We start from the raw sequence: 24,468 nt of genomic DNA, 5'->3' as shown, positions 1-24,468 counted from the left end.
AAAAGTTTGAGCATTTCATCAGATAACTTTCATGATTACAAATTTACAAACTGGCTATTATTAGCCTAATCAGTATATGGATAATGGATATTTAAATAAGTAAGTGAGAGTTTAACCTTATTTGCCATAAAATAAAGTCTATTTTTTTAGTATCTGAAATGCATGTATTTTGATATTCGTTATTGAACAATTCTATCAATACTTTTGCATTATTAAAATACTATTTTTCTAACTTTGTATACTGTTTGCGATTGTACTGAACATATCCTAATACTTCAAGTACACCACCTATACTGGTGAAATTGCATGTTTTGCTACTTGCTCTCTTGGGAAATGATTGTTTATACCACTTCCTATTTATTGATCCTTTTGCTTATAACTCTTTTATTGTTTTTTCTACTTCTTCAAACGTAACTTTCTTCTTATTTCCGTTATTACCTATAGCATAATATTCTTAATTTATCCCATTATACTCCAAATTACGCTCTAAAACTATGCATTAATTCAATATTTTTCTTCATTTAAATCATTAGATTAATTGAGTTATTTTGATTTATATATTCATTTAATTTCATGGCTATGTGATACTGCCTCAAAAGAAAAATAGCACATGGAATCATCCATATGCTATTTTACGTCTTATAATATAATTTTATGGTTCCACTCCACTAATCAACTTGCCACCAATATATGAAGTTATTTTATTTGTAACTGCATAGCTTGATGAAACAGAGTCAAAAGAGTAATCATTACTTTGATTGAAGTTTGACCAATCATTTTTAGCAAATCTTGAAGCTAATTCAAAACTAGCTCCTTGTGCTAAAGTACCTGCTGAGGTTAAAAATCCAATCTCTAAGTAATAGTCAGCATTAGTAGCTGCTGGGGAAAGTTTTACGAAATTTCCAGTGACACTACTAGAACCTGCTGTTGCCCAATCACACCAAAAACTTTGATTTTGAGATCCATCATCAGTAAAGTAATATCTTAGAGTAACATCTGACAAACTAATTGAAGTTGTTCCGTTATTTGTTATCTCTATCTTTGGACTTATAGTGTTCACAGTAGCTTGAGTATTGCTATTATATGCAGCAACCTGTAAATTCCCTACTGGAACCGGTTTTATTGGCAATTTAACCTTGATGTTTATTGCACTTGAAGTGCCTACTACTCCAGAACTATCAGTGGCTTTTGCAGTTATGGCAAAGCTATCTACTCCACTGGAACTAGTGGCATAACCAGATGGTATCCATGAAAAGCTATATGGTGCAGTAGTACTCTCCCCAACCTTAGTGCCATTAACAAAAAAGTCGACTTTTGTTATACTTCCACCATCCTCAGTTGCCGTAGCATTCAAAACTACTGGGCTATAGCTTGTACTATCATCAAAGGATTGTCCATCCAGTGGTGCCGTTATACTTACAGCTATTTGACTACTTGGCAGTGGAGAATTATCAAATAATATCCCATAAGTTCCATTAGCTATAGCTATTTCGCATTGAGCCCAAAAGCGGTGATAATTAAATACTGGAGCTACACCTGAATTATATGCTGTTTGAACTTTTTCAAAATCTGGATCTTTCTTATATTGGCTCCTTATATCAATAAATTTTACTCCTGGCTTAATGGCATCACCATCTGGCATTTTTCCAGAAAAAGTACTTGGAATATAGACTTCTTGATCAAAAATACGATGATAATCTGATCTTGGCTCTTCAACAGATAGACCTTTTTCATCAACATAAGATGTCCACATACTATCTAATAATTTTTGTGCCAAAACTCTTGATGCATCGTCATATTTTGCTGGGGTCCATTTTTTCGTTGCTGCACTATAATAAGATAATGCATTTGCCAGTGAAGCTGCTGGTCCAAGGTCTGTGCTATATACAGTTACATCTACATGCAAATTTGAGTTTCCAGTATAGGTGCCAGTCCATGTATCTGGTTGACCTGTCCAAGCTAGTGTGGATGGTATTTTGAATGTTCCATCACTATTAAATGTAACTTGAGTTTTTATCCAGACAATCCATTTATCTAAGATATTTTTAGCCTTTACATCACCTGAATTATAATAATATTCAGCTACACGCTGCATAGACCAAGCTTGAAAACCAAACCAAGTATTGCTACCAGGATCAGCATATACTGGATTTTCTTGATAAGCCATTCCATAAAAAGTAGCCGTTCCAGCAGGATATTTTTCATATCTTCCATTGTATGAATTAGTAGCTCCACCAGCAATAGCACCTTCATCTGATTGAAGCCATTGGTAAAATTCAATTTGGCGTGTAAGGCTCTTGCCCCAGTCTGTTGCTCCATTTTGTGATTTTGGTTTAAAATCTGCATTATTTGAAAGTATCCATGCTGCCATAGGATTTTGATATCCAAAGTGGCTATGGCTGCAACCTATTCTCCATGCCCAATTAGCTGCAACTCCACCGCCCCAAGCATAATACCAAGATAACAAATAATGTGAAGCATCATAGCCTGTCCCAGCATTATTTACATCCTGTGAACCTATTTGCTTAAAGTATTTATCAAAGAAAGAATATCTTAAATAATCTCCCATCTTTGAAGCTTTTTGAACATAAGTTGAAACATCACTTCCTTGTGCTTTTGCCCAAGTATCTGCCAAATACATAGCTTGTACACAACGAGCATCTGCATCAGGTGCATTTGTATACCTCCACTGCTTTGAATAGCTATTATCTTTCGTAAACAAATCTAAATAGCCATTAGGTCCTCCCCATTTAAAAGCTTCCCAAGATGGTTGTGGAACAGTTTCAAACACAGATTCCTGTTTTCCTCTTTGAAATGTATTAATGTATGATGGTGAAGTTGTTCCATCGCCCCTACTTCCAAACCCATACCAATTGTCCACATCTAAGAGCCAATGCATTCCATATAAATTACTCGTATTGTATGCAGTATTAAGATCCTGACTGATGGGATCTTTTCCAACTTGAACAGAAGTCATAAGCTGGCTTGGATAGTCATCTGGCAACTCATATTCACCAGCATAGGTAGCTGGTTTGCTTGAATTATAACCTGAATTGCCTGGTTGATCTGCGTCAGTTGGAATCATGTATTGCTCCATTGTATTCCATACTGCTCCAATAGTTGAAAAGTCACCAGTAAATCTACCATGCATAGCTTCAAGCCATAGATAATAGCTCAATGCTTCACTAGTTGTTTCATGCCCATAATCTGGAGCTTCACACATAAGTGTCTCAGCAGAATGGTAAGGTATCCCTTTTGAACTAAAGTAACCATTTGTTGCATCATGCAATTTGCTGTAAAGTTCATTGAATCTCCCTTGATAAACACCTGTAACTGAATTAGTAACTGATTTTTTCATAATAATACTTCCTTTCATTTTTTATGATAAAAGAACTTTAAGTTCTAAACCATATTCATATTAATTCTGATATATTTTCTGGTACCTGATTTTGACCATAATATTCAGTCATGCCAGCTAAAGCTCCAACAAAGCCAGAATTATAGTCAATGGCTACCTCAGAATGTTGGTAGTCTTCTATATTGTCCTTATAATTGTCGCTTTGATCTGGTCCACCAACAAGCCCTCCGTATAATATGTGTTTTTCAGGTTGACCATCGGTTTCAATCTGAGACCATCCACTAGCGGCCCTATGGTGTGGGAACATAGGATATTTATCTCCAAAACCAACTTCATAGGACATATTCATAGGATTGCTACCAAGCATATAATCAATTTGTCCTTTAGCAAAATTTAGGTACTTAGGATTATTTGAAGTTTTATAGTATACCTCAGCAAGCATACATTCGGCTGCAGTATATCTTAGTGTTCCCCAAGAATTAATGTACTTTAATCCGCCTGGTGTTGTGGTAACACTGTTTATCCAATAATTAAGATTTTCTTCTATTATTGTTTTATAAATATCATTGGCTGAAATCTGGGCAAGCTTTAAAAATACACCGCCAAGTACATCATCCCAACAATGTGTCCAATGATATTGATAATATTGATTTATGCCCTTTGAAGACATAAAAGAATTAATATCATCCATGTAACTATTATTATTGGTAACAACATAAAGCCATATGCCAGCCCATGCCAGTTCATCCCAGTAACCTGAAGATGTGTAAAATCCACCACTTTGACTAAGTCCTTTATAGTTTTTAGCATAATTATAAAGATTCTTAGCTGCCACAATGCATTGGTTTGCATAATTTAAATCTACATCCTTATAATTAAGATACATAAGTGAAAGTGCAGCCGATATATCACCGCACACATCAGAAGCTGGTGCTCCTGTATTTGCTACATACAATGTTGGACGTGATGTTGTTTGAAGCTCTGGTGGTCCCCAATATGCATGGTCTGTATTTCCGTCTCCGCACTGATAGTAACATGTAGTCGTATTAGCGTAACATTTTAGAAAATAATCGGTGAAATGCTTTAGTACATTTAGCATATATTTATCTTGTCCTTTTTTAACAAATGTGTCTTTAAATTCATAATAAGCCCAGCCAAGAGTAGATGCTGAATAAGCTTGAGGTAGTCCAAATTTAACATGATCTCCTGCATCATGGAAACCTCCTGTAAGATCAATGTTAGCATCTGCACCATCATTTACATGACATGCTCCCCGCCATGGTAACCTATTGTTTCCAGCATCTTTTCCACACCAATTAGCTTCATAAAACAATATTGACTTAGCAAAAGCATCTGCGTAATTATAATTTCCTGTACTCATAATCCCCACCCCTTTGTATAATTTCTGTTAAAAAAATATCACATCACTCCCCTTCGTATAATAGTGTAAGATTTTTTAATCAGCTAATTATGATTGTTACATCTATAAAGAAGATAAAAAATTAAAAATTGTAACCCTGACATATAAAAAGCACTCTTTCTTTTATATTATTTAAAATTATGATTATCTATAGTTTCCTTAATTTCACTAATATTTCGCTCTATATCTTCTATTACTTCAAATTGTTTGGTCAATTTTAAAATTATTTTTTGATAGTTTTTTTCCCTTACTTCTTGTTTCAAATCTCGTTTTTCTTGATTTTTTAATATATAAAATATTAATATTACGGCAAGTGTTGCCCATACTCCTTGAGATGCAGCTAATTTTAGTAGATTAGTGTCCATTTTCTTTCACCCCACTATTCACCAGCATATTTTTTTAAATTAGATAAAGCTCTATTTTTAGCTCTGTTCACAGATTGTCTAGATATATGCAAACGTTTACTTAAATCAGTTACTGGTATATTATCTATAAAAATATTTTCGATGATTTGTTTTTGATAATGTGGAAGCTTGTCCAATAAAAAAGTTACGAATATATGATTATCTATTGATTTTTGTTCATCTTGTAATGTACAACATAAAAGAATGTTAACATTTAATTCGGTTTCTTCACTGGCTATACTTATATATTTCTTAGAAAGACTTATATACCTATTTTTTATTGAAGTGTTAATATATCCAACTATACATTCATCTTTGTTTAAATTACTATTATTAAATATAGGTATCTTTTTTATAGTTTCAATTAGAAATATTATAATATCAGCTTCTGCATCATCATAGTTTAATTTTCTACTGTATTTCCTTATTAAAGGTCTAAACTTTTCGATAATCTCTATCATAGATTCTTCATTACCGCCCTTTGCTTTTTTAACCATATCATTTAACTTCTCCATAATATCCCTCCTTCTACAATCTAATATATAAAAAGAGATTTTCAATATAATTGTAACCCTATTTTTATAAAATTGTTGCTTTTTATTATTTTAAACAATTATGTCAAATACCGTTGCTGACTTTGGGTTATAATTAACCTCACTTATATTGCTTAATGAGAGTAAAACTGATCTTGTTGAATAAGCTTGTACATTAAAAAGACCTTGACTAATTCCTAAATTATATTGATTGGCTGCAAGATCACCATTTTGTTTAACTAAAGAAACCACTTTGTCCATAAAAATTAGCAGCTATTTCAAATACAAAATATCTAATATCATCAAAATTTTCATCATATGTAATACTAATAAAAGGTGTTTCTTGAGCTTCTTTAGCTTCAGGCATCTTGATAATAATTAATGATTTACCATTTGCCATATTCTTTACATTCATCTCAAAATTAGGAGACTCACTATTAATACCACTTTCTGTTTCTTATGATCTAAACATGTATATTTAAACCAATCAGCAGATTTTTAGCTTTTACGCTGTTTACAGTATAAAGAGCGTCTGGCCAATAGTTTTATAGCTTCTACGGTTTAAACGATGTAAGTACAATATGTGGAATTAATCTTATTAATGTGTACAGCCAACCTAATAGATTATATTTTATATATAAAATATTCAACGTATTAACTATAATATAATAATTTTTTGGGGGATTGCTTTTTAATATGAATATTGAGTAAGAGAAAATGCTTAAGAAGATTTTAATGGAGATTGAAAACATTAAGTGTTGAAACAAAGTTTTATATACAAATCAATTGTTTTGTATAAAGTAGATCAAGTTAATTTCACACAACTGTTATTGTGTGGAACTCATTTTTTATAATATAAATTCCTCAAAGAGCGTACCAAATGTTCTTTGAAGTAATCTAATACCTTATTTGACTCCATTGTGCTTTCCTTAATCAATTTTATAAGTTGTTCTCCATCCACAAGTCTACCTCTTTAATTTTATTTTTTTATTTGAACTATAGCCTATCATAATAAATGCTAATAATATTATATATATGTTTTTGGTAAACACAAAAACAATTAAAAACACAGGCCAGCTAATATTTCTAGTACCGGGCTTGTATATGTATTTTACTTTTTATGTATTTTATGTTATATTATATTTGTATATTAGTAATCAATCACACATTTATTTATTATTGTAATACCAAAATTGATTAAAAAGAAGATGTATTTTATGTTAAAAAGTGAAATATCTACAAAGATTACAATGCCACTTACTTCTCCAGCATTTCCTAAAGGTCCATATAAATTTCATAACCGTGAATATCTTAATATAGTATACCGCACCAATGCTGATGACTTACTCAAAGTTGTCCCAGAACCCTTAGCTTTAGATTTAAATGAACCTTTAGTTAGATTTGAAATGATGTTTATGCCGGATTCAAGTGGACTCGGCTCTTATACCGAATGTGGACAGGCTATTCCCGTAAATTTTAATGGTGTAAAAGGTGATTATTTGCATATGATGTATTTAGATAATCATCCGGCAATTGCCGTTGGTAGAGAATTTAGTTCCTACCCTAAGAAACTTGGTTATCCAAAACTATTTGTTGATTCAGATACATTAGTTGGTACATTAGATTATGGAAAATTAAGAGTATTAACTGCTACAATGGGATATAAACACCAACCTTTAGATATAAATGAGGCACGTAATGAAATTTGCCGTCCTAACTTTATGTTGAAAATCATACCTAATTATGATGGAACTCAACGAATTTGCGAGCTAGTATCTGCACAGATTACGGATATTACCATACACGAGGCATGGACTGGACCTGCAAGATTACAATTATTTGATCATGCTATGGCACCATTTAATGATTTACCTGTAAAAGAAATAATATCCTGTTCTCATATCGTTACAGACTTAATTCTTCCTACTCCTAACGTTATATACGATTATCTGAAAAATAATTAAGACCATAAAAAATACCACCAACTGGCTGGCGGTATTTTTTATGGTCTTTTTTAATATTAGATGATCAAAAATATAAAATCTTGTTACTGCCAACTATCCTATAGCAATATTTACAATATATTTATTAATGTTAATTATATAAATCAATTTTTACGATACTAATTTAAACATCCATAAATTTAACTTTATCGTCGATAATTAAATCTGCATCTGTTACAGATTTAATTTCATCAATAGTTGTATCTTTATAAATTTCTTTTAGAATTAACCCCTCAGGTTTTACTTCTATTACGCAAAGTTCTGTAACGATTAAATTTACTTGACCTTTTGCAGTAAGTGGAAGTGTGCACTTTTTTAGAATTTTAGGTTTACCTTTACGTGTGTGCTGCATAGCTATAATTACTGTTTTAGCACCAGTTACTAAATCCATAGCTCCTCCCATCCCAGCTATCATCTTTTTGGGAACAATCCAATTAGCTAGGTTACCATATTGATCCACTTCTAAAGCTCCAAGTACAGTAACATCAACATGACCTCCTCTAATTAAACCAAATGATGTAGAACTATCAAAGAAAACGCCTTCTGGCAATACTGTTGCAAATTGTCCACCTGAATTTATTATATTTGAGTCTTCATAACCAGGTTTTGGAGTTGAGCCCATTCCAACCATTCCGTTTTCTGATTGAAAAGTAATTTTGTACTCCTTAGGAATATAATTTGTAACTAAAGTTGGAAGTCCTATTCCTAAATTTACAAGTTGACCATCTTTTAGTTCTTTAGCAACTCGTTTTGCTATAATTGCCTTAATTAATTTTGTATCTGTAATCAATTAAGCCACCCCTTTTACTATATAATTTACTAATACTCCTGGTGTCATTGCCTCTTCTGTTTCTAGTAGCTCACATTTCACTAAATTTTCCGCTTCAACTATTACTGTTTTAGCTGCCATTGCCATATAAGGATTGAAGTTCTTAGTAGTTCCCTTATAGCAAGTGTTTCCAAACTCATCTACTGTGCTTCCTTTTACTAAAGCTACGTCTGCTTTTAATGGAAGTTCTAATAAATATTCTTTACCATTTATTTTTATCTTTTGTTTTCCATTCTCTACAACTGTTCCCAGACCTGTTTGAGTTAATACTCCACCTAGCCCTGATCCACCTGCACGAATCCTTTCTATTAATGTTCCTTGAGGTGATAGTTCTACATTCATATCACCGTTAATTATTTTTCTTCCTGTTTCAGGATTTGTACCAATATGAGATGCAATAACTTTTTTAACTTGACCATTTACTATTAGTTTTCCTATTCCCTTATCTGGGAAACCAGTATCATTCCCTATAATTGTTAGATTCCTTATATTTAAATTAATTAACATGTCAATTAACCCATCAGGTGTTCCACAATCTAAAAAGCCACCAATCATAATGGTCATCTCATCTTTAAAAATAGGTTTTAGCTCTTGAAATTTAACTACCTTATTCATTTTAATCCCCTCTTTTAATACTTTATTAGTGATTATTTTTTACACTAATTAACATTAATAAGAACTGCCGTCAAATTTTTTATTAAATTATTATAGTCTAGTAACCTTGATCATATAATGTCAAAAGATCATATGAGACTTGTATATTAGTCATCAATACAGTATTGTATCACTAATAATTGTAAATTTAACATTTAAATCCAATAAGTTATTCAAATGTAGTTAAAACGTTATCAAATAAAGTAACAAACATATAATCCCATTGTTTTTAAAACAATGGGATTATATGACGCTATATACTGATTTTTCAGGCTGATTTTTCAGGCTGATTATTTAAAGATAGGAACTAACTAGCTGTAACCCATATCCTTAGTTAAAGGCATTTATGAATATTTCTTTAATTTCACTTGTTAATGGCGATCTAGGATTAGACCCTGTACATTGATCATCAAGTGCTAGTTCTGATATTTTATCTAAAGTTGCATAAAAATTTTTTTCTGAAACTCCAGCCTCCTTAATATTTACCGGCATATCTAACTTTTCTTTTAATTCATGAATTGACTTAATTAAAAGTTCTACTTTTTCACTGTCTGTGTTACCACCAAGTTTTAGATAATCTGAAATTCTTGCATATCTCCATATGACATTGGGATATTTATATTGAGGAAATGATGCTTGTTTTACTGGATTATCTACTGCATTAAATCTAATAACTTCTTCAATTAATAATCCATTGGCAATTCCATGCTGGATGTGATGTTCTGAACCTAAATTATGTGCCATAGAATGACAAATTCCTAAAAATGCATTTGCAAAGGCCATCCCTGCCATAGTTGATGCATGAGCCATCTTTTCTCTTGCTTTCTCATTAGTAGTACCTTCTGAATATGCTTGTGGCAAATACTTAAATATTAGTCTTATTGATTCTAGTGCTAGTCCATTTGTATATTCTGAAGCAAGCACTGATGTATATGCTTCTATGCCATGAACCAAAGCATCTATACCTGATGCTGCCGTTAAATCTTTTGGCATATTCATCATTAATTCCGCATCAACTATAGCCATATCTGGAGTTAATTCATAATCTCCTAATGGATACTTAATTCCTGTTTTTTCATCTGTAATTACAGCAAAAGGAGTAACTTCTGATCCTGAACCTGCTGAAGTGGCAATAGCAATCATCATAGCTTTTTGTCTAAGCTTTGGAAAAGTATATATTCTTTTTCTTATATCCATAAATCTCATTGCTAAATCTTCAAACTTAACTTCAGGATGTTCATATAACACCCACATTATTTTTGCAGCGTCCATTGAAGAACCACCACCAATAGATACTATGGTATCTGGCTTAAATCTTAACATTTCCTCAGCACCTCTTCTAGCTGTAGCTAAAGTTGGAGCTTGCTCTACTTCAGTAAATATCTTAAACTCAATATCCATTTTTTCAAGAATTTTTGTAATAAAATCAACATAGCCTAGTCCATAAATTACTTTATCCGTTACTATAAAAGCTCTTTTTTTATTTAAATCCTTCAATTCTCTTAATGCAAATTGAAGACAACCAAATTTAAAATAAGCTTTTGGTGGTACCCTAAACCAAAGCATATTTTCTCTCCTTTCAGCTATAGTCTTAATATTCAAGAGATGTTTAGGTCCAACATTTTCTGATACAGAATTTCCACCCCAAGAACCACAACCTAGCGTAAAAGACGGCGCAATTTTAAAATTATATAAATCTCCACTTGCTCCTTGTGCTGTTGGTATATTAACAAATGTTCTTACAGTCTTCATAGCATTACTAAATCTATTTATCTTGTCCTTTGCCTTTACCACATCTGCATAAATTGCTGATGTATGTCCAAGTCCTCCTAAATTAACAAGAATTACTGCTTTGTTCAATGCAACATCAAAGTTTTTTGCATTATACATTGCTAGAACTGGAGATAATTTTTCATGTGCAAACGGTTCTTCTTCCCCTAATGAATTAACTTCACCAATAAGAATTCTTGTTGATTTTGGAACATTGATTCCTGCCATTGAAGCTATTTTAACTGCAGATTGTCCTACAATTTTGGAGTTTATACTTCCATCTACGAAAATTGTATTCCTTACTTTATCCATATCATTTTTGTTAATTATATACGCTCCCCTATTTTCAAATTCACTTCTAACCTTATCATATATGGAATCTAAAACTATTACCGATTGCTCCGATGCACAAATAACTCCATTATCATATGTTTTTGAAAGGATAATTGAACTTACCGCCATCTTAATGTGCGCCGTTTCATCAATTATAACGGGAGTATTTCCTGGCCCAACTCCTATTGCTGGTTTACCAGATGAGTAGGCGGATTTAACCATAGATGGACCACCTGTAGCTAGTGTTATATCTGCTTTTTTCATTAACATTTGAGTTGATTCAATTGAAGGTTCTTCTATCCATCCTATTATTCCTTCTGGTGCACCTGCTTTAACTGCTGCCTCAAGTATTATTTTAGCTGCTGCTATTGTTGATTTTTTAGCTCTTGGATGAGGTGAGAAGAGTATACCATTTCTTGTTTTTAACGCTATTAATGATTTGAATATTGTGGTTGATGTAGGATTGGTTACAGGTATTATCGCTGCTATAACACCAATTGGTTCCGCTATTTTAGTAATGCCATAAGGTTCACTCTTTTCAATAACACCGCAAGTTTTCTCATCCTTATACTCATTATAAATATATTCGCCTGCGAAATGATTTTTTATAACCTTATCTTCTACAAGTCCCATACCAGTTTCTTCTACAGCTAGTTTTGCAAGTGGTATTCTTGCATCAATTGCTGCCATTGCAGCTTTTCTAAAGATTTCGTCAACTTGCTCTTGGGAATAAGTTGAAAACTTTCTTTGGGCAAATCTAACTTTTTCTAATTTTCTGTCTAACTCATCAGTTTTTGTAATGTTCATAAATATACACTTCTTTCTTAAATATTTATTATATTCCAAAAACAATGTCTATAGATAAAGTATAGATATTATTTAATGAAAACCTAGTTATATTATTGATAATTATTTAACATTAATATGACAAACCATAAATCATTCTACCAGTTGTATACAATAATCAATATTTTTATTTCATTTTTATTTCGTTGTTATTATATTACAATATTGTAATAATGTCAAAATTTTAACAATTTCAATCACATTTTTGTTTTTTTCTATATTTTGTCATATTTAATTTGTATTACTTTTTAATACAGTTTTAAACAAAAATCCATTGTTTATTTTAATATCTTTGATTAGTATATCACTATGTAAAAAATACTATAACTTATTTTTGTATTTTATTACTAAGCCTCACATTATCAGCAATTGTGGCAATAAATTCACTGTTTGTAGGCTTTACTTTTCCATTTTTCATTACGTATCCAAATAAATTATTGATGGTTTCAGATTTCCCTCTGCTACATGCTACTCCTATTGCATGTCTCATAGATCTTTCAACACGATTAGCTGTAGTATTATGTTTTTCAGCAATTGAAGGATACAGCTTTTTAATAACCCCAGACATTAGTTCCATATCATTCACTACCATCATTATAGCTTCCCTTAAATATATATAGCCTTTAATATGTGCAGGGACACCAATTTCATGAATAATATTGGTTATATGTATTTCTAAGTCACCTTTAGTCTTAGATGATGATGCAGCCTTAAATTTATTTGTTCTCACAAATGAATCCTCTATTTTAACTTCATCATTTGATATTTCCTTAATTCTTTTAATCAAAACCTCCAAATTGAAAGGTTTAACTATATAATAATCTGCTCCTAATTCTAATGTTCTATGAGTAATTTGATCTTGCCCTACTGCTGATAATACAATAAACTTTGGCATTGGCTGAAACTTCCTACTGTTTAATCTTTCAAGAACTCCTATTCCATCTAAATGGGGCATTATAATATCTAACAGTACCAAGTCAGGTCTTTTTTTCTCAATTAAATCTAAACATTCTAAGCCATCTTTTGCTATTCCGGTTACAATTATATCTTCCTTGCCTGACAAAAAATCATTAAGAATATCACAAAATTCCTTGTTATCATCCACTATAATTACATTAATCTTACTATTATTCATGTTATCAGTGTCCTTTCTATACTATGGTAATTATATAATTCGACAATTACCATAATAATTCCTTTAGGCTTCATGTGGTATCTGCATGAAAACGCATAAATTATACGCTAAGGATAAAAATCATAAAGTTCTTAATTTGTCTACAATTCCAATAAATATAAAATAATGTCTTATGCCTGTTTTTCACGAATCGTTGCCGTATATAGCTATTACTTACGAATTTTCATCACAGTGATTTTTCTGGCCGGTTGTTTCAAGATAGTATACGCCCCATTCACAGATTTCCTTTATCAGAAGAATCAATGTGGAACCAAGTTGTGTAAAAGAATATTCTGTCTTAGGCGGAACTACAGGAAATACTTCTCTGTGAATGAGCCACATCATGTATAATATTCACACAACGTGTGCCTTAGTCGGTTGTACCTGGAGGGACGCCATACACGTGATTAAAGGAATGTGACGTATTGAAAAAACTATTTTGACTTAGTTTCATTATTATTTTATCTTGTATATTAATTGAAATTTTTTGCTGAACATCTTAATTATAATTTTGGTATGGATTTATATGATTTCAGACAAATATTATATTAATAAATAAGAATGGTTTACAATAATTTAATATTTCAACGCCTCCTTTGAAATATTTACTGAATACTTGTACTATTAAACAATTAATAATTTGCAAAAATTCCATTTATATGCTAATATACAATTATCAACATATAGCGTAGCCAATAAGTTGCAATTTTAATAAAGGGAGGCGATTTATACAAATGTTTAAAAAATCAAAAGTTTTTTTATTAGCTTTTTCAGTACTATTTGGATTCTCAGTGAATACGTATACAGCTAAGGCAAGTATAACAAAAAAAAATATTACCAATAGTTCAGTTAAAAGCAAATTAGATTCATCTAAGAAAGTTTTGAATTCAGTCTCAGATTTAATGAATCTTTCCACAAGTGACATTCTGCTTACTGGACAAGCTACTTCAACTACTATTACGAGTGCTCTTGCCAAGATTCCAGGATACTCAAATCCTCTTATTACTCATAAGTTCGGAGCAGATCCATATGCCCTGGTTTATAACGGTAGAGTATATGTTTATATGTCTAGTGATGCTTTTGAATATGACAGCAGTGGTAATATAATTGACAACGATTATAGCAATATAAAGACAATTTCTGTTATATCTTCTAGCGATATGGTTAATTGGACAGATCATGGTGAAATTCAAGTATCTGGTTCAAATGGTGCAGCAAAATGGGCCACTAATTCCTGGGCTCCTGCTGTTACTCATAAAGTTATAAATGGTAAAGATAAATTTTTTCTTTATTTTGCAAACAATGCAGGGAGTATTGGTGTGTTAACTGCAGATAGTCCAATTGGTCCATGGGCAGATCCTCTTGGAAAACCTATTATTACAAGTAGTACTCCTGGAGTTAGTGGAGTTACATGGCTTTTCGATCCGACAGTATTGATAGATGATGATGGTACAGGCTACTTATATTTTGGTGGAGGAATACCTGGTGGCAGTAGTTCTACACAAGGTCAAATTGCAAATCCTAAAACAGCTAGAGTTATAAAATTAAGTAGTGATATGATAACCACTACAGGAAGTGCAAGTACAATTGATTCTCCATTTATGTTTGAAGATTCAGGTATACACAAATATAATGGACAATATTATTATTCATATTGCTCTAACTTCTCTGGTACGCATCCTGCAGGAAGCCCTCCTAAAGGTGACATAGCTTATATGACAAGTAGTAATCCTATGGGACCATTTACTTATGTTGGTACTTTTCTTAAGAATCCAGCAACATATTTTGGTGTTGGTGGAAACAACCACCATGCTGTTTTTGAGTTTAATAATCAATGGTATGTTGTATATCATGCTCAGACCCTAGGAAAAGCTATGGGAATTGTAAAAGGATATCGTTCTCCTCATATTAATAAACTCACATATTCAGGAAGTACTATAAATAATGTAACTGAGGATATGCAAGGTATATCACAAGTTGCTAATTTAAATCCATATCAAAGAACCGAAGGTGAGACAATTGGTTGGAATGGTGGCATTGGAACTTCCTGGTGTCAGGCACCAGGAAATCTGGTAAGTAGTATTAATCTGGCCGCTACAAATATAAACAATGGAGATTGGCTTGCAGTATCAAAAGCTGACTTTGGAAGTGGAGCTAAAACCTTTGAAGCTAATATATCATCAACTGTTGGAGGAAACATGGAAATACATTTAGATAGTGTGGATGGACAGCTTATCGGTACTCTTAATGTAAGTTCTACAGGTGGAGAACAAACTTGGAAGCAAATGCAGTGTAACGTGAATACCGTTAGTGGTGTCCACAATGTTTACTTCAAGTTTACTGGGAATAGTACTAAGAATCTATTTAATATTGATTATTGGCAATTTAGTAAATAAAAATAAGAATATAACGTGGGCATGATTTGCCAGTAACAAAATTATAATATATATTTCACTAACAAGAAATCCTTTTCAGCTTATTGATTTTAACAAAATAAATATTCACGAAATAGGACGAATTGGTTGATATATGAGGAGCAAAGAAAGGGGGTTATCGGACTTATAATAGTGTGCTGAGCACATGCAACTTGTAACGACTTATTTCGAAGAATAGACATTTTGTTATTATATAAATATTAACAGGGGGTATTGTTTTATGAAGAAATCACTGAAACATCTACTAATGGCAATGTTAACAATCACAATTTTCATTTCATCCTTTGGAACTATACAGGTTAAAGCCGCAACATCTGACCAGACTTTGTTAAATACGTATGGATCTAAATTGGGGAGGGTTGGTACATGTGTATCATTATCTCAGTTACAAAACTCAGCTACGTTAAGTGTGATTAAACAAAGATATAACAGCATTACTCTTGAAAACGAAATGAAGCCGGATGCATTACTTGGTTCATCTCCGACTTTACTTACTGTTTCACAAGCAAAAGCATTAGGATACTATATTCCAAGTAATTATACAGAGAGTACAGTACCATCGATAAATTTTGCTACAATTGATAAGGTATTGCAAATTTGTTATAACAACGGTTTAGGCGTACGTGGACACACTTTAGTATGGCAATCCCAGACTCCATCTTGGTTATTTAATACAAACTACAGCTCCAGTGGAAATTACGTAAGTTCAACTGTTATGGATGCACGTATGGAATTTTATATAAAAACAGTTATGAATCATGTTTTTTCTAGCAAGTACGGCAGTGTTGTTTATGCATGGGATGTTGTAAATGAATACTTACATTCTCCATCCACCTCAGGATGGGTTCATATTTATGGAAATGTTTCAGATTCTCCTCAATTTGTAAAGAATGCATTCCGTTATGCTTACGAGGCAAAAAGTTCTTTTGGTCTTACTAGCAAAGTAAGTCTATTCTACAATGACTATAATGAATATATGGAATCTTCTGATATCATAAAGATGATTAATTATATTAACTCAGGTACTCGTTATTGTAGTGGTATAGGTTGCCAATCTCACCTCAGTAGTTCATTCCCAAGTGCTGCCTCTTACAAGTTAGCGTTACAGGCATTTGTGAATGCAGGATTAGAAATTCAGATTACAGAACTAGATGCAGGTGCAAATTCAGAAACAGAACAAGCATCCTATTTATATAGTATTATGAAATCAATCTGTGAAGTTAAGCAGGCAGGCGGAAATATTACAGGCATTACATGGTGGGGACTCTCTGATGATTTATCCTGGAGACAACAAGATCATCCGCTACTCTTCTCAACCTTATATGCTCCGAAAGCTTCTTACTATAAAACCCTAGATGCTTTTACAGATGTATTTAATTGACACCAATACCAGTAGCAACTAAAACTCTAATTTGCTCTAGTGCGAGTTCTGATGTTTCCGCTAAGTTGATAGCTGGTTTAATGGTTACCTAATTACAGTAACAAAAATGACAATTTTCTTGGTCATTAAATTAACCATAGGCATTTTATGGCTCCTTCACTAATTTCACATAGTGAAGGAGTCTTTCATGATATAATAAGATACTCCTGGTTCGCCATAAAAATAACGGTCTATAAATGTATTGTTATCAACAAGGACTGTTAACTTCATATTCACTAGTCCTCTTTTCAAATAAATTTATCACTTTTTCCCTATCATTAAAAATAAAGAATACTTCACTGCCGTTTCTTCTAAAATTTTTTCATCATTATAGAAAGTATTAACTTCAATTTCTTTAAACCCAATTTTCAGAGATAATTCTTTTAACTCATTTTGATTAAAACCATTATGACCTTTAAAATCTTTTTCTTCTCTATGAAAACTTCCATCTTCCTCGTCTAAATCAATAATACATAAATATCCATCTTTTTTTAGCAACCTATACAGATTTTTAAGAGTTGTTTCAGTGTCAATAATATGATGTAATGCCATAGATGCATATACTACATCATAACTACTTTCTGGTAGAATATGTTCATTGTTTATATCTGTATTATAAGCTTTCATGTTATGAATTTTATGTTCTTCAATTTTTGAATTCAGCATATTAATCATACCTTTTGATATATCAACAAGAGTTATGCTTTTAAATTTATCATAAAGATTAAAACTTACAAGTCCTGTCCCACAACCAAATTCAAGTGCATTATATCGTTTCTTTATTTGAATAGTCTTACTTATTTCTTCTGCAATTACTTTTGCTCTACTCTTTCTTTTTTCATTATCCCAAGTTATAGCTTTAATATCAAAACCCATAGTAGCCTCCAATTAACTTAACTATTTTTTAGACATAAAAAAAGACCAACAAAGAAAATAAAATTTCAATGTTAGCCTATGATATGTTAGGTTCAATAACTTTGAAACGTATACTTTTTATTTAAGTTCTATTTCTATTATTTTGAAAATATCCTTTTTAATGATACTAATAAAATCAATAACATTTGCACTTATTTTAATTTTCTTTTCATTATTAATGTTTATCATGCTCACAATGATGATTGCAAACTACGTTTTTATCTTCTAAGTTTCCATCAATATATTCTTCAATAACTTTTATGTATTCACCTGATGCTCCTTTTATTACTTGAAGCCCATTTTGCTGTAAACATTGAATTGCACCGTTACCTATACCACCAGTAATAACCACATTTGTTCCCTGACGTAAAAGTAAATCTGCCAAACCCTGATGCTCATGTGCAAGCTCTGCAGTAGATACTTCTTCAGTTTTAATGATTTTTTTGTCTTCTATTGATACTATAACAAAGCTTTTACTGGTTCCAAAATGTTGATTTACCATATTTTCACTATTAGGTATTGCTATTTTCATATTATTATTCCTCCATTTATTATTGTCATATGCTATTTATATTATATGTTATCAATTAGTTATTGTCAAATGCCAATTATTCGATTTATAATCGTAGCCTGTTTGCCTACTCTAGATCTTTAATTATACTATTAGTTATAGGTTTAAAAATTAATTCAACACTTTCATCTCTACTATCATATTCATTTTCATCTAAATTTCTTATACTATTTAGCATAGGAAGTTCTCCAAGAAGTTTCAAATCCATTTCTTTTAGAAACTTATCGGTGTTGTCCCCACTAAAAAGCTTTATTTTTTTGCCACAATCTGGACAAGCTATGTAACTCATATTTTCTATAACCCCTATAACATTAATATTTAACTTTTTTGCCATGTTTACAGCTTTAGAAACTATCATAGAAACAAAATCTTGAGGAACTGATACCATAACTATGCCGTCTATTGGAATAGTTTGCAAAACTGTTAGTGCAACATCACCTGTTCCAGGTGGCATATCAATCACTAGAAAATCAAGATCTCCCCATAATACCCCTGTCCAAAACTGTTTTACCATATTAGAAATTATAGGTCCTCTACTAATAACAGGATCCTCTTCATTTTCTGCTACAAAATTTAATGACATTACCTTCATACCATCACTTGTTTCAACAGGCAAAATCATATCATTATTACCATAAGCTTTTTTATCTTTTAAACCAAGAAGTCTTGGAATACTAGGCCCTGTTATATCTGCATCTAAAACGCCTACGCTATATCCTAATTGTTTTAATTGTTTTGCTATAAGAACAGAAATTGAAGATTTTCCAACTCCACCTTTACCACTCATAACAGCAATTATCTTTTTTACATTATTTAAAGGATTATTTTCAATCATGCACCTTTTTTTATCCTTAGAACATCCATCATTTGACGGACATGAATCACACTCTGCCATAATATCATCTCCTGTATTTATATTAGCTCTACCTCTACTTTCAAGTTATCTTTCTAGTGGCAAAAGAAAAGACCCTGTTCCTCCTGAAATATTAACAACTTTATATCCTTCATCTGATAATTGCGTGCATGTTCTTTCACTTCTTGAACCAGATTGACAAATTATATGGTATTCATTTGATTTATCAATGTATTTTTCTGGATCGGCTAAAATCCTACCCATTGGTATATTTTTTGCTGTTGGTACATGTCCACCTTCATATTCGTACCCTTCCCTAACATCTATTAAATTAATACTTCCTAGTTTACCATCCAAATCATGAACACTTATTGTATTAAAATTATTCTTGTCAAAAATCGAAAACATATTAACCCTCCTGAATTTTTATCTTTAAGTATATCAGTAATTCATTATATATTTTTATAGACTCAATTTATCATCAAAATTCTGCTTATTACATTTCTTGTGACAAAAATTATTAATTTTGTTGCATACTACTTCTTTACTACCACATGATGGACAAACGTTTCTATCCTCTTCATATTTTATTTCATAAATATTACTGCAAGAACTACATTTGAATTTGCATATGTTTCTTGAATAATTTCCACCACTTATATTTATAGCTTTACCGTATGTTAACGCCATAGCAATTTTCTTTCTTGCACTATCAATAATATTCTGAAAAGTTTGCCTTGAAACTTGCATTCTTTCAGCACATTGTTCTTGGTTAAGGTCCTCAATATCTTTAAGCCTCATAGCTTCAAACTCTTCAACTTTTATTAATATTTCTTCTGTTTCACATTTTCTTCTACCCGCTGGTACAAAATAAGTGAAGCTTGGTAAATTTTCTATTCTTCTACACTTTATTGGTCTTGGCATTTTTCCCCTCCATGCTTATGTTGAATAAGCTAATAATACGTTTAAATGGTGTTATTGTCAAATGCCAATATGATCTATCCTTTTCTAATTACTTCACATTAACCATAAAAAAGAGGTGGAAAGCCACCCCTTTTACTTGTGATTCTAGAAAATGTTTATTAAGAAATTGATTGGTCTTATTTGCTTAATAAATCTATAAATTCTGATGATAGGGCCTGAATAGGCTGTCTGTAACGAGCAAAAGCCGCATCAATATCTTTAAACTGACCATACTCATCAAAAAATTGTTCATCAATATTTAGTGGTGGATTTATAGACATGTTATACATATTAAGTCCTTGCGTAACAAGCTTCATTCCAAGTGATGCTTGAAAACCACCATGTCCCCCATAACACATTATGCTAACAGGTTTATTTGCCCACTCGTCATACAGGTAGTCCATAGCATTTTTTAAAACGGCAGGGTATCCCCAGTTATATTGTGGAAATACCAGTACAAACCCATCATACGCACTGATTGTTTCACTCCAAGATTTAGTGTGCTGGTTCTGGTAATTGTGGTGCGCAGGTATCTCGGGTTCATCGAGAAACGGCAGATTTATTTCTGCTAGATCTATTAAATTGAGATTTAAGCCGTTGTTCCTCATTTCTTTTAATACCCATTCGGCTACCGTGCGACCAATACGGCTTGGTCGGTTGCTTCCAATGATTATTCCAATATTAGGTTTTTTATCATTAGTCTTCATTAAATTACCCCATTCGTAGTTTTGAATTTAGTTCGTGTTACAAACAATTATAGTTTGTTTCACGTACAAAGTCAATGGATTCTATGGTATAATGTAAAAAGAAAAAAGTTTTAACCACAAGTTATCGTCCCCTTTTATTCGAATACAATTAAGTCAGGAGTTGAAAACATGAACAATGATTTATTTGAAAATCAAAGCGAACTTTCAAACGTGGATGGTTTGGTACAGCTTTCGTACCTTGTGCAAACCGTTATCGGCAGAGTTGGAGCCACCCATAACCTCTCGATAATTCAAATTCGACTACTCGGAATTTTACGGGATCGTGAGCCAACCATGTTACACCTAGCTCAGTATCTCAACCTCAACAAATCCAGCATAACCGGTCTAGTCGATCGTGCTGAACGTCGTGGACTCGTGGAACGCACAATTTCTCTAAACGATCGGCGTGGATTCAACGTGAAAATAACTTCCGCCGGACTGAAACTTGCACATGTGATTAGTTCTGAGATTGAGTGTCAAGTAAACTCTATAATCGAAGGCCTAACAGAGACTGAACGCTCACATCTCACTGCCATTGAGACCAAAATTTTATGCACTACTAAATCCACAGTTAAAACACCTTAAATGTCCGGTATATTTAATTTTATCACTACCAATACACAAGTTATTTATTTAAAGTTCTCTTATTAAATGTTATATATAAACAAAATTTAAGACAACTCCTAAAACTAAGCAGTAACTACTTTTTTATTTAATTTAATCAATTTTTTCTTTTCCCCTTTAGTAATATTATAAATGTAATTATAGTGCCGCATTGTATTCAATTTTCAAAGGCAATTATTTGATACTTCCTTATTAAGTTTATTATAGATGATTTTTCTGAACTTATTTCTAATTTTAGCATTTTTTAGGTATGAAAAGCTAGCACTAACACTTAATTTATATTTAAAATGTTAATGCTAGCTTTTTATTTATTTGTGACATATAATTTTTTAACCTGAATTTTATTCTGAGCAATCTCCATTACTGAGTCACCTTTACGGCTTAATACATCCATTAGCAAAATTTCATTACCCTCAACATGTTAGATGTATAAGAATATTGTTTAACTAATTAATTATTTTTCCTTCCATATTTTTATTTATTAATTATGCTTATCTCTAATTTAATATTAATATCTATTTAATAAACTTTTTGCAGCTAAGTTATTTAATATTTGATTTGTGCCTTCGTATATTTGAGTAACCTTAGCATCTCTCATTCTTTTTTCCATAGGATATTCCTTTATATAGCCATATCCTCCAAGAATTTGTATAGCATTAGTTGTGACCTTCATTGCTGTATTAGATGCAAAAACCTTACTTATAGAAGCCTCAACCTGTATATCTTCATCATTATCATCTATTTTTTTACATGCATTATATACAAGCCACCTAGCTGCTTCAATTTCAGTATACATATCTACCAATATATGTTTTATAATTTGAAAAGAAGAAATACTTTTACCAAATTGTTTTCTTTCTTTTGCATATCTAATTGAATCTTCAAAGGCACCTTCAGCTATACCTAATGCCTGTGCTCCTATTATAGGTCTAGAATAATTTAAAATCTTTCCTGCCATATGCATTCCTTCCCCAGACTTGTACAATAAGTTTTCCTTTGGAATAATACAATTTTGAAAAATCAACTCACCAGTACTGGAACTTCTCATTCCTAATTTGTCTTCTTTTTTACCAAACTTAAAACCTTCAAATTCTTTCTCTACAATAAATGTAGAGTATTTATCTCCTTTTCCCTTACTTAATACTACATATATATCTGCAATTTCAGCGTTTGTAATCCAACACTTTGAACCATTCATTATATATTTATCATCACATTCTTCAACAATAGTTTTCATTGATGATATATCACTTCCTGCAGAACTTTCACTTACAGCAAATGTTGCTAACTTTTTACCATCAGCAATATCCGGCAGATACTTCTTCTTTTGGCTTTCGTTACCATATAGATCTATCGCTATTGCGCCTAACGAAGATCCAATTAAAGTTAATGCAGTAGATCCACAAACCTTACTTATTTCCTCAATCACTACAGCGAAATCTAGCATGCCGCATCCTAAACCATTATATTCCTCTTCTATTGTAATTGCCCCAAATCCATGATCATAAAGCTGCTTAATTATCTCAGTAGGAACCTGCTGATTCTCATCAAAAAATTTCACTTTATCCTTTAATACTTCATTAGAAAACTTTTTAGCTATTCTCTTAAATTCCTTTTGTCTATCACTTAAATTAAATTCCATTTATCCACCCCCATACTTTTATTTAATGCATTTATTGATACATTTTAATACATCGAAAACATCAGCTACAAAACCTATATCAGAGTAATTAAATATCTCAGCATCTTTGTCTTTATTAACAGCTATAACTTTACTGCTTTTTATCATTCCACAAATATGTTGAGGAGCTCCTGAAATACCTAATGCAATGTATAATTTAGGTGAAATAGTCCTTCCTGTTTGTCCAACTTGATAACGTAAATCAATAATTTCTGCATCTACTAATGGTCTTGTTGCTCCTACTACTGCCCCGATTTTTTTCAACCAATTCAAATACCATCTTCAAATCAGATTCACATGTGAATGCACGTCCCACTCCAATTACAATATCACTATTACATATATCTTTAGTCTTATTTTGTTTTTTTACACTTTCTATTACATTTATTAACTCACTAGTTTCAATCCTTGCTTCTTCAATCTCCAATACTTCACACTCTCTTGAATTATTAACTGTACACTTTAATATATTGCTTATTCCAATAGATATGAAATTAATATTTTCGACTTTATAGGTAGATAATATGTTTCCATAATAACCTTCTTTAATCACAAAAAGGCTGTTTTCTTTCACATATAACGAACTACAATTATAGATGACATCACCAGTAAACTTCGCTGAGAGCTTAGGTAATAAAACTTTATTATTTTCATTTCCCTTTGCAATAACTACATTTATATTATTTCCCTTTACGATATTTGAAATAGTATTTATTTCATTAACTTTATTGTCTGCAACTCTATCAACTACATATAGTTTGTCTAAGTTTAATTTATTCAAATTATTAATTGTTGCATTTTTGTTTTTAAATAATACACCATTAACTTTATAATCACTAAATTCATTACTAATATTATCAATTAAATTTTTAGAATTATCATTAATATTTCCATTATCGCACTCAATAATTATTAAGACTTCTTTTATCATAGCTG

The 24,468-nt window shown here is 31.7% G+C and carries 24 protein-coding genes and 2 pseudogenes; 4 read left to right on the top strand and 22 right to left on the bottom strand.

Annotated features, from left to right (window positions below):
- Window positions 1–652: 652 nt before the first annotated feature.
- From BR66_RS23620 to BR66_RS0110785, 6 genes are all read right to left on the bottom strand, one after another.
- A complete protein-coding gene (locus tag BR66_RS23620; protein ID WP_242841144.1) occupies window positions 653–3,358 on the bottom strand; it encodes a glycoside hydrolase family 48 protein in 2,706 nt (901 codons plus the stop codon).
- A gap of 55 nt (window positions 3,359–3,413) precedes the next feature.
- Window positions 3,414–4,739, bottom strand: coding sequence for a glycoside hydrolase family 9 protein (locus tag BR66_RS23615; RefSeq protein WP_084156485.1), 1,326 nt, complete (start codon window positions 4,737–4,739; stop codon window positions 3,414–3,416).
- 167 nt (window positions 4,740–4,906) lie between these two features.
- The gene (locus tag BR66_RS0110800; protein WP_026882959.1) at window positions 4,907–5,143 is read right to left on the bottom strand and encodes a BhlA/UviB family holin-like peptide; all 237 of its coding nucleotides are present in this window, start codon (window positions 5,141–5,143) and stop codon (window positions 4,907–4,909) included.
- Between the two features lie 14 nt (window positions 5,144–5,157).
- Window positions 5,158–5,697, bottom strand: a complete 540-nt coding sequence (locus tag BR66_RS0110795) for a sigma-70 family RNA polymerase sigma factor (protein ID WP_026882958.1) — start codon at window positions 5,695–5,697, stop codon at window positions 5,158–5,160.
- A 90-nt stretch (window positions 5,698–5,787) separates the two neighbouring features.
- On the bottom strand, window positions 5,788–5,976 hold the full coding sequence (locus tag BR66_RS0110790; protein ID WP_026882957.1) for a hypothetical protein: 189 nt from the start codon (window positions 5,974–5,976) through the stop codon (window positions 5,788–5,790).
- Entirely contained in the window at window positions 5,951–6,115 is a 165-nt protein-coding gene (locus tag BR66_RS0110785; protein WP_156946279.1) for a hypothetical protein, read from the bottom strand. Before BR66_RS0110785 ends, BR66_RS0110790 begins: the two co-directional genes overlap by 26 nt.
- Window positions 6,116–6,932: 817 nt before the next feature.
- Between BR66_RS0110785 and adc the strand changes: the two genes are divergently transcribed.
- Window positions 6,933–7,679 carry an acetoacetate decarboxylase gene (gene adc / locus BR66_RS0110775; RefSeq protein ID WP_026882955.1) on the top strand — a complete coding sequence of 249 codons (747 nt, stop codon included), beginning with the start codon at window positions 6,933–6,935 and terminating at the stop codon, window positions 7,677–7,679.
- Between the two features lie 163 nt (window positions 7,680–7,842).
- On the opposite strand, the gene ctfB is transcribed toward adc, so the two are convergent.
- The 5 genes from ctfB to BR66_RS25185 all read right to left on the bottom strand — a co-directional run bounded on the left by ctfB (window position 7,843) and on the right by BR66_RS25185 (window position 13,666).
- Window positions 7,843–8,508, bottom strand: coding sequence for a butyrate--acetoacetate CoA-transferase subunit B (ctfB, locus tag BR66_RS0110770; protein WP_026882954.1), 666 nt, complete (start codon window positions 8,506–8,508; stop codon window positions 7,843–7,845).
- Entirely contained in the window at window positions 8,509–9,162 is a 654-nt protein-coding gene (ctfA, locus tag BR66_RS0110765; protein WP_026882953.1) for a butyrate--acetoacetate CoA-transferase subunit A, read from the bottom strand. It abuts the gene before it with no gap.
- A gap of 369 nt (window positions 9,163–9,531) precedes the next feature.
- Window positions 9,532–12,111, bottom strand: coding sequence for a bifunctional acetaldehyde-CoA/alcohol dehydrogenase (gene adhE, locus BR66_RS0110760; protein ID WP_026882952.1), 2,580 nt, complete (start codon window positions 12,109–12,111; stop codon window positions 9,532–9,534).
- Between the two features lie 367 nt (window positions 12,112–12,478).
- Window positions 12,479–13,285, bottom strand: coding sequence for a sporulation transcription factor Spo0A (gene spo0A / locus BR66_RS0110755; protein WP_026882951.1), 807 nt, complete (start codon window positions 13,283–13,285; stop codon window positions 12,479–12,481).
- A 213-nt stretch (window positions 13,286–13,498) separates the two neighbouring features.
- Window positions 13,499–13,666, bottom strand: coding sequence for a winged helix-turn-helix transcriptional regulator (locus BR66_RS25185; protein WP_242841147.1), 168 nt, complete (start codon window positions 13,664–13,666; stop codon window positions 13,499–13,501).
- Between the two features lie 560 nt (window positions 13,667–14,226).
- Between BR66_RS25185 and BR66_RS0110750 the strand changes: the two genes are divergently transcribed.
- Together BR66_RS0110750 and BR66_RS0110745 are read left to right on the top strand one after the other, a co-directional pair.
- Window positions 14,227–15,720: a glycoside hydrolase family 43 protein gene (locus tag BR66_RS0110750; RefSeq protein WP_242841146.1), complete on the top strand. Its 1,494-nt coding sequence runs from the start codon at window positions 14,227–14,229 to the stop codon at window positions 15,718–15,720.
- 259 nt (window positions 15,721–15,979) lie between these two features.
- Window positions 15,980–17,140, top strand: a complete 1,161-nt coding sequence (locus BR66_RS0110745; protein ID WP_026882949.1) for an endo-1,4-beta-xylanase — start codon at window positions 15,980–15,982, stop codon at window positions 17,138–17,140.
- Between the two features lie 189 nt (window positions 17,141–17,329).
- On the opposite strand, the pseudogene BR66_RS26410 reads toward BR66_RS0110745, so the two are convergent.
- The 7 genes and pseudogenes from BR66_RS26410 to BR66_RS23610 form a co-directional block, all read right to left on the bottom strand.
- Window positions 17,330–17,410 (bottom strand): annotated as a pseudogene (locus tag BR66_RS26410) (MBL fold metallo-hydrolase); the annotation flags it as partial.
- A gap of 30 nt (window positions 17,411–17,440) precedes the next feature.
- A complete protein-coding gene (locus BR66_RS0110740; RefSeq protein ID WP_026882948.1) occupies window positions 17,441–18,055 on the bottom strand; it encodes a class I SAM-dependent methyltransferase in 615 nt (204 codons plus the stop codon).
- A gap of 214 nt (window positions 18,056–18,269) precedes the next feature.
- Window positions 18,270–18,626, bottom strand: a complete 357-nt coding sequence (locus BR66_RS0110730) for a NifB/NifX family molybdenum-iron cluster-binding protein (RefSeq protein ID WP_026882947.1) — start codon at window positions 18,624–18,626, stop codon at window positions 18,270–18,272.
- Window positions 18,627–18,732: 106 nt separating this feature from the next.
- Entirely contained in the window at window positions 18,733–19,560 is an 828-nt protein-coding gene (locus tag BR66_RS0110725; protein ID WP_026882946.1) for an Mrp/NBP35 family ATP-binding protein, read from the bottom strand.
- A gap of 45 nt (window positions 19,561–19,605) precedes the next feature.
- Window positions 19,606–19,926: a rhodanese-like domain-containing protein gene (locus tag BR66_RS0110720; RefSeq protein WP_026882945.1), complete on the bottom strand. Its 321-nt coding sequence runs from the start codon at window positions 19,924–19,926 to the stop codon at window positions 19,606–19,608.
- 54 nt (window positions 19,927–19,980) lie between these two features.
- Window positions 19,981–20,442: a DUF134 domain-containing protein gene (locus BR66_RS0110715; RefSeq protein WP_026882944.1), complete on the bottom strand. Its 462-nt coding sequence runs from the start codon at window positions 20,440–20,442 to the stop codon at window positions 19,981–19,983.
- Between the two features lie 176 nt (window positions 20,443–20,618).
- Window positions 20,619–21,188, bottom strand: coding sequence for an NADPH-dependent FMN reductase (locus BR66_RS23610; RefSeq protein ID WP_035796021.1), 570 nt, complete (start codon window positions 21,186–21,188; stop codon window positions 20,619–20,621).
- Between the two features lie 168 nt (window positions 21,189–21,356).
- Here BR66_RS23610 and BR66_RS0110705 point away from each other — a divergent pair, with 168 nt between their 5' ends.
- Window positions 21,357–21,812 (top strand): MarR family winged helix-turn-helix transcriptional regulator, encoded by a 456-nt coding sequence (locus tag BR66_RS0110705; RefSeq protein ID WP_026882943.1) that lies wholly within the window; start codon window positions 21,357–21,359, stop codon window positions 21,810–21,812.
- Between the two features lie 358 nt (window positions 21,813–22,170).
- On the opposite strand, the pseudogene BR66_RS26405 reads toward BR66_RS0110705, so the two are convergent.
- The 4 genes and pseudogenes from BR66_RS26405 to BR66_RS0110690 all read right to left on the bottom strand — a co-directional run.
- A pseudogene (locus BR66_RS26405) lies at window positions 22,171–22,266 on the bottom strand (RNA polymerase sporulation sigma factor SigK); the annotation flags it as partial.
- 93 nt (window positions 22,267–22,359) lie between these two features.
- Window positions 22,360–23,493, bottom strand: a complete 1,134-nt coding sequence (locus tag BR66_RS0110700) for an acyl-CoA dehydrogenase family protein (RefSeq protein ID WP_026882942.1) — start codon at window positions 23,491–23,493, stop codon at window positions 22,360–22,362.
- Window positions 23,494–23,511: 18 nt separating this feature from the next.
- The gene (locus tag BR66_RS0110695; RefSeq protein WP_026882941.1) at window positions 23,512–23,796 is read right to left on the bottom strand and encodes an electron transfer flavoprotein subunit alpha/FixB family protein; all 285 of its coding nucleotides are present in this window, start codon (window positions 23,794–23,796) and stop codon (window positions 23,512–23,514) included.
- Window positions 23,735–24,463, bottom strand: a complete 729-nt coding sequence (locus tag BR66_RS0110690) for a hypothetical protein (RefSeq protein ID WP_026882940.1) — start codon at window positions 24,461–24,463, stop codon at window positions 23,735–23,737. The genes BR66_RS0110695 and BR66_RS0110690 overlap by 62 nt, the downstream gene beginning before the upstream one ends.
- Between the last annotated feature and the right edge of the window lie 5 nt (window positions 24,464–24,468).

This window comes from Clostridium akagii DSM 12554, assembly GCF_000686725.1.
GTDB lineage: Bacteria > Bacillota > Clostridia > Clostridiales > Clostridiaceae > Clostridium_I > Clostridium_I akagii.
This window is presented reverse-complemented; position numbering and strand designations above follow the sequence as displayed.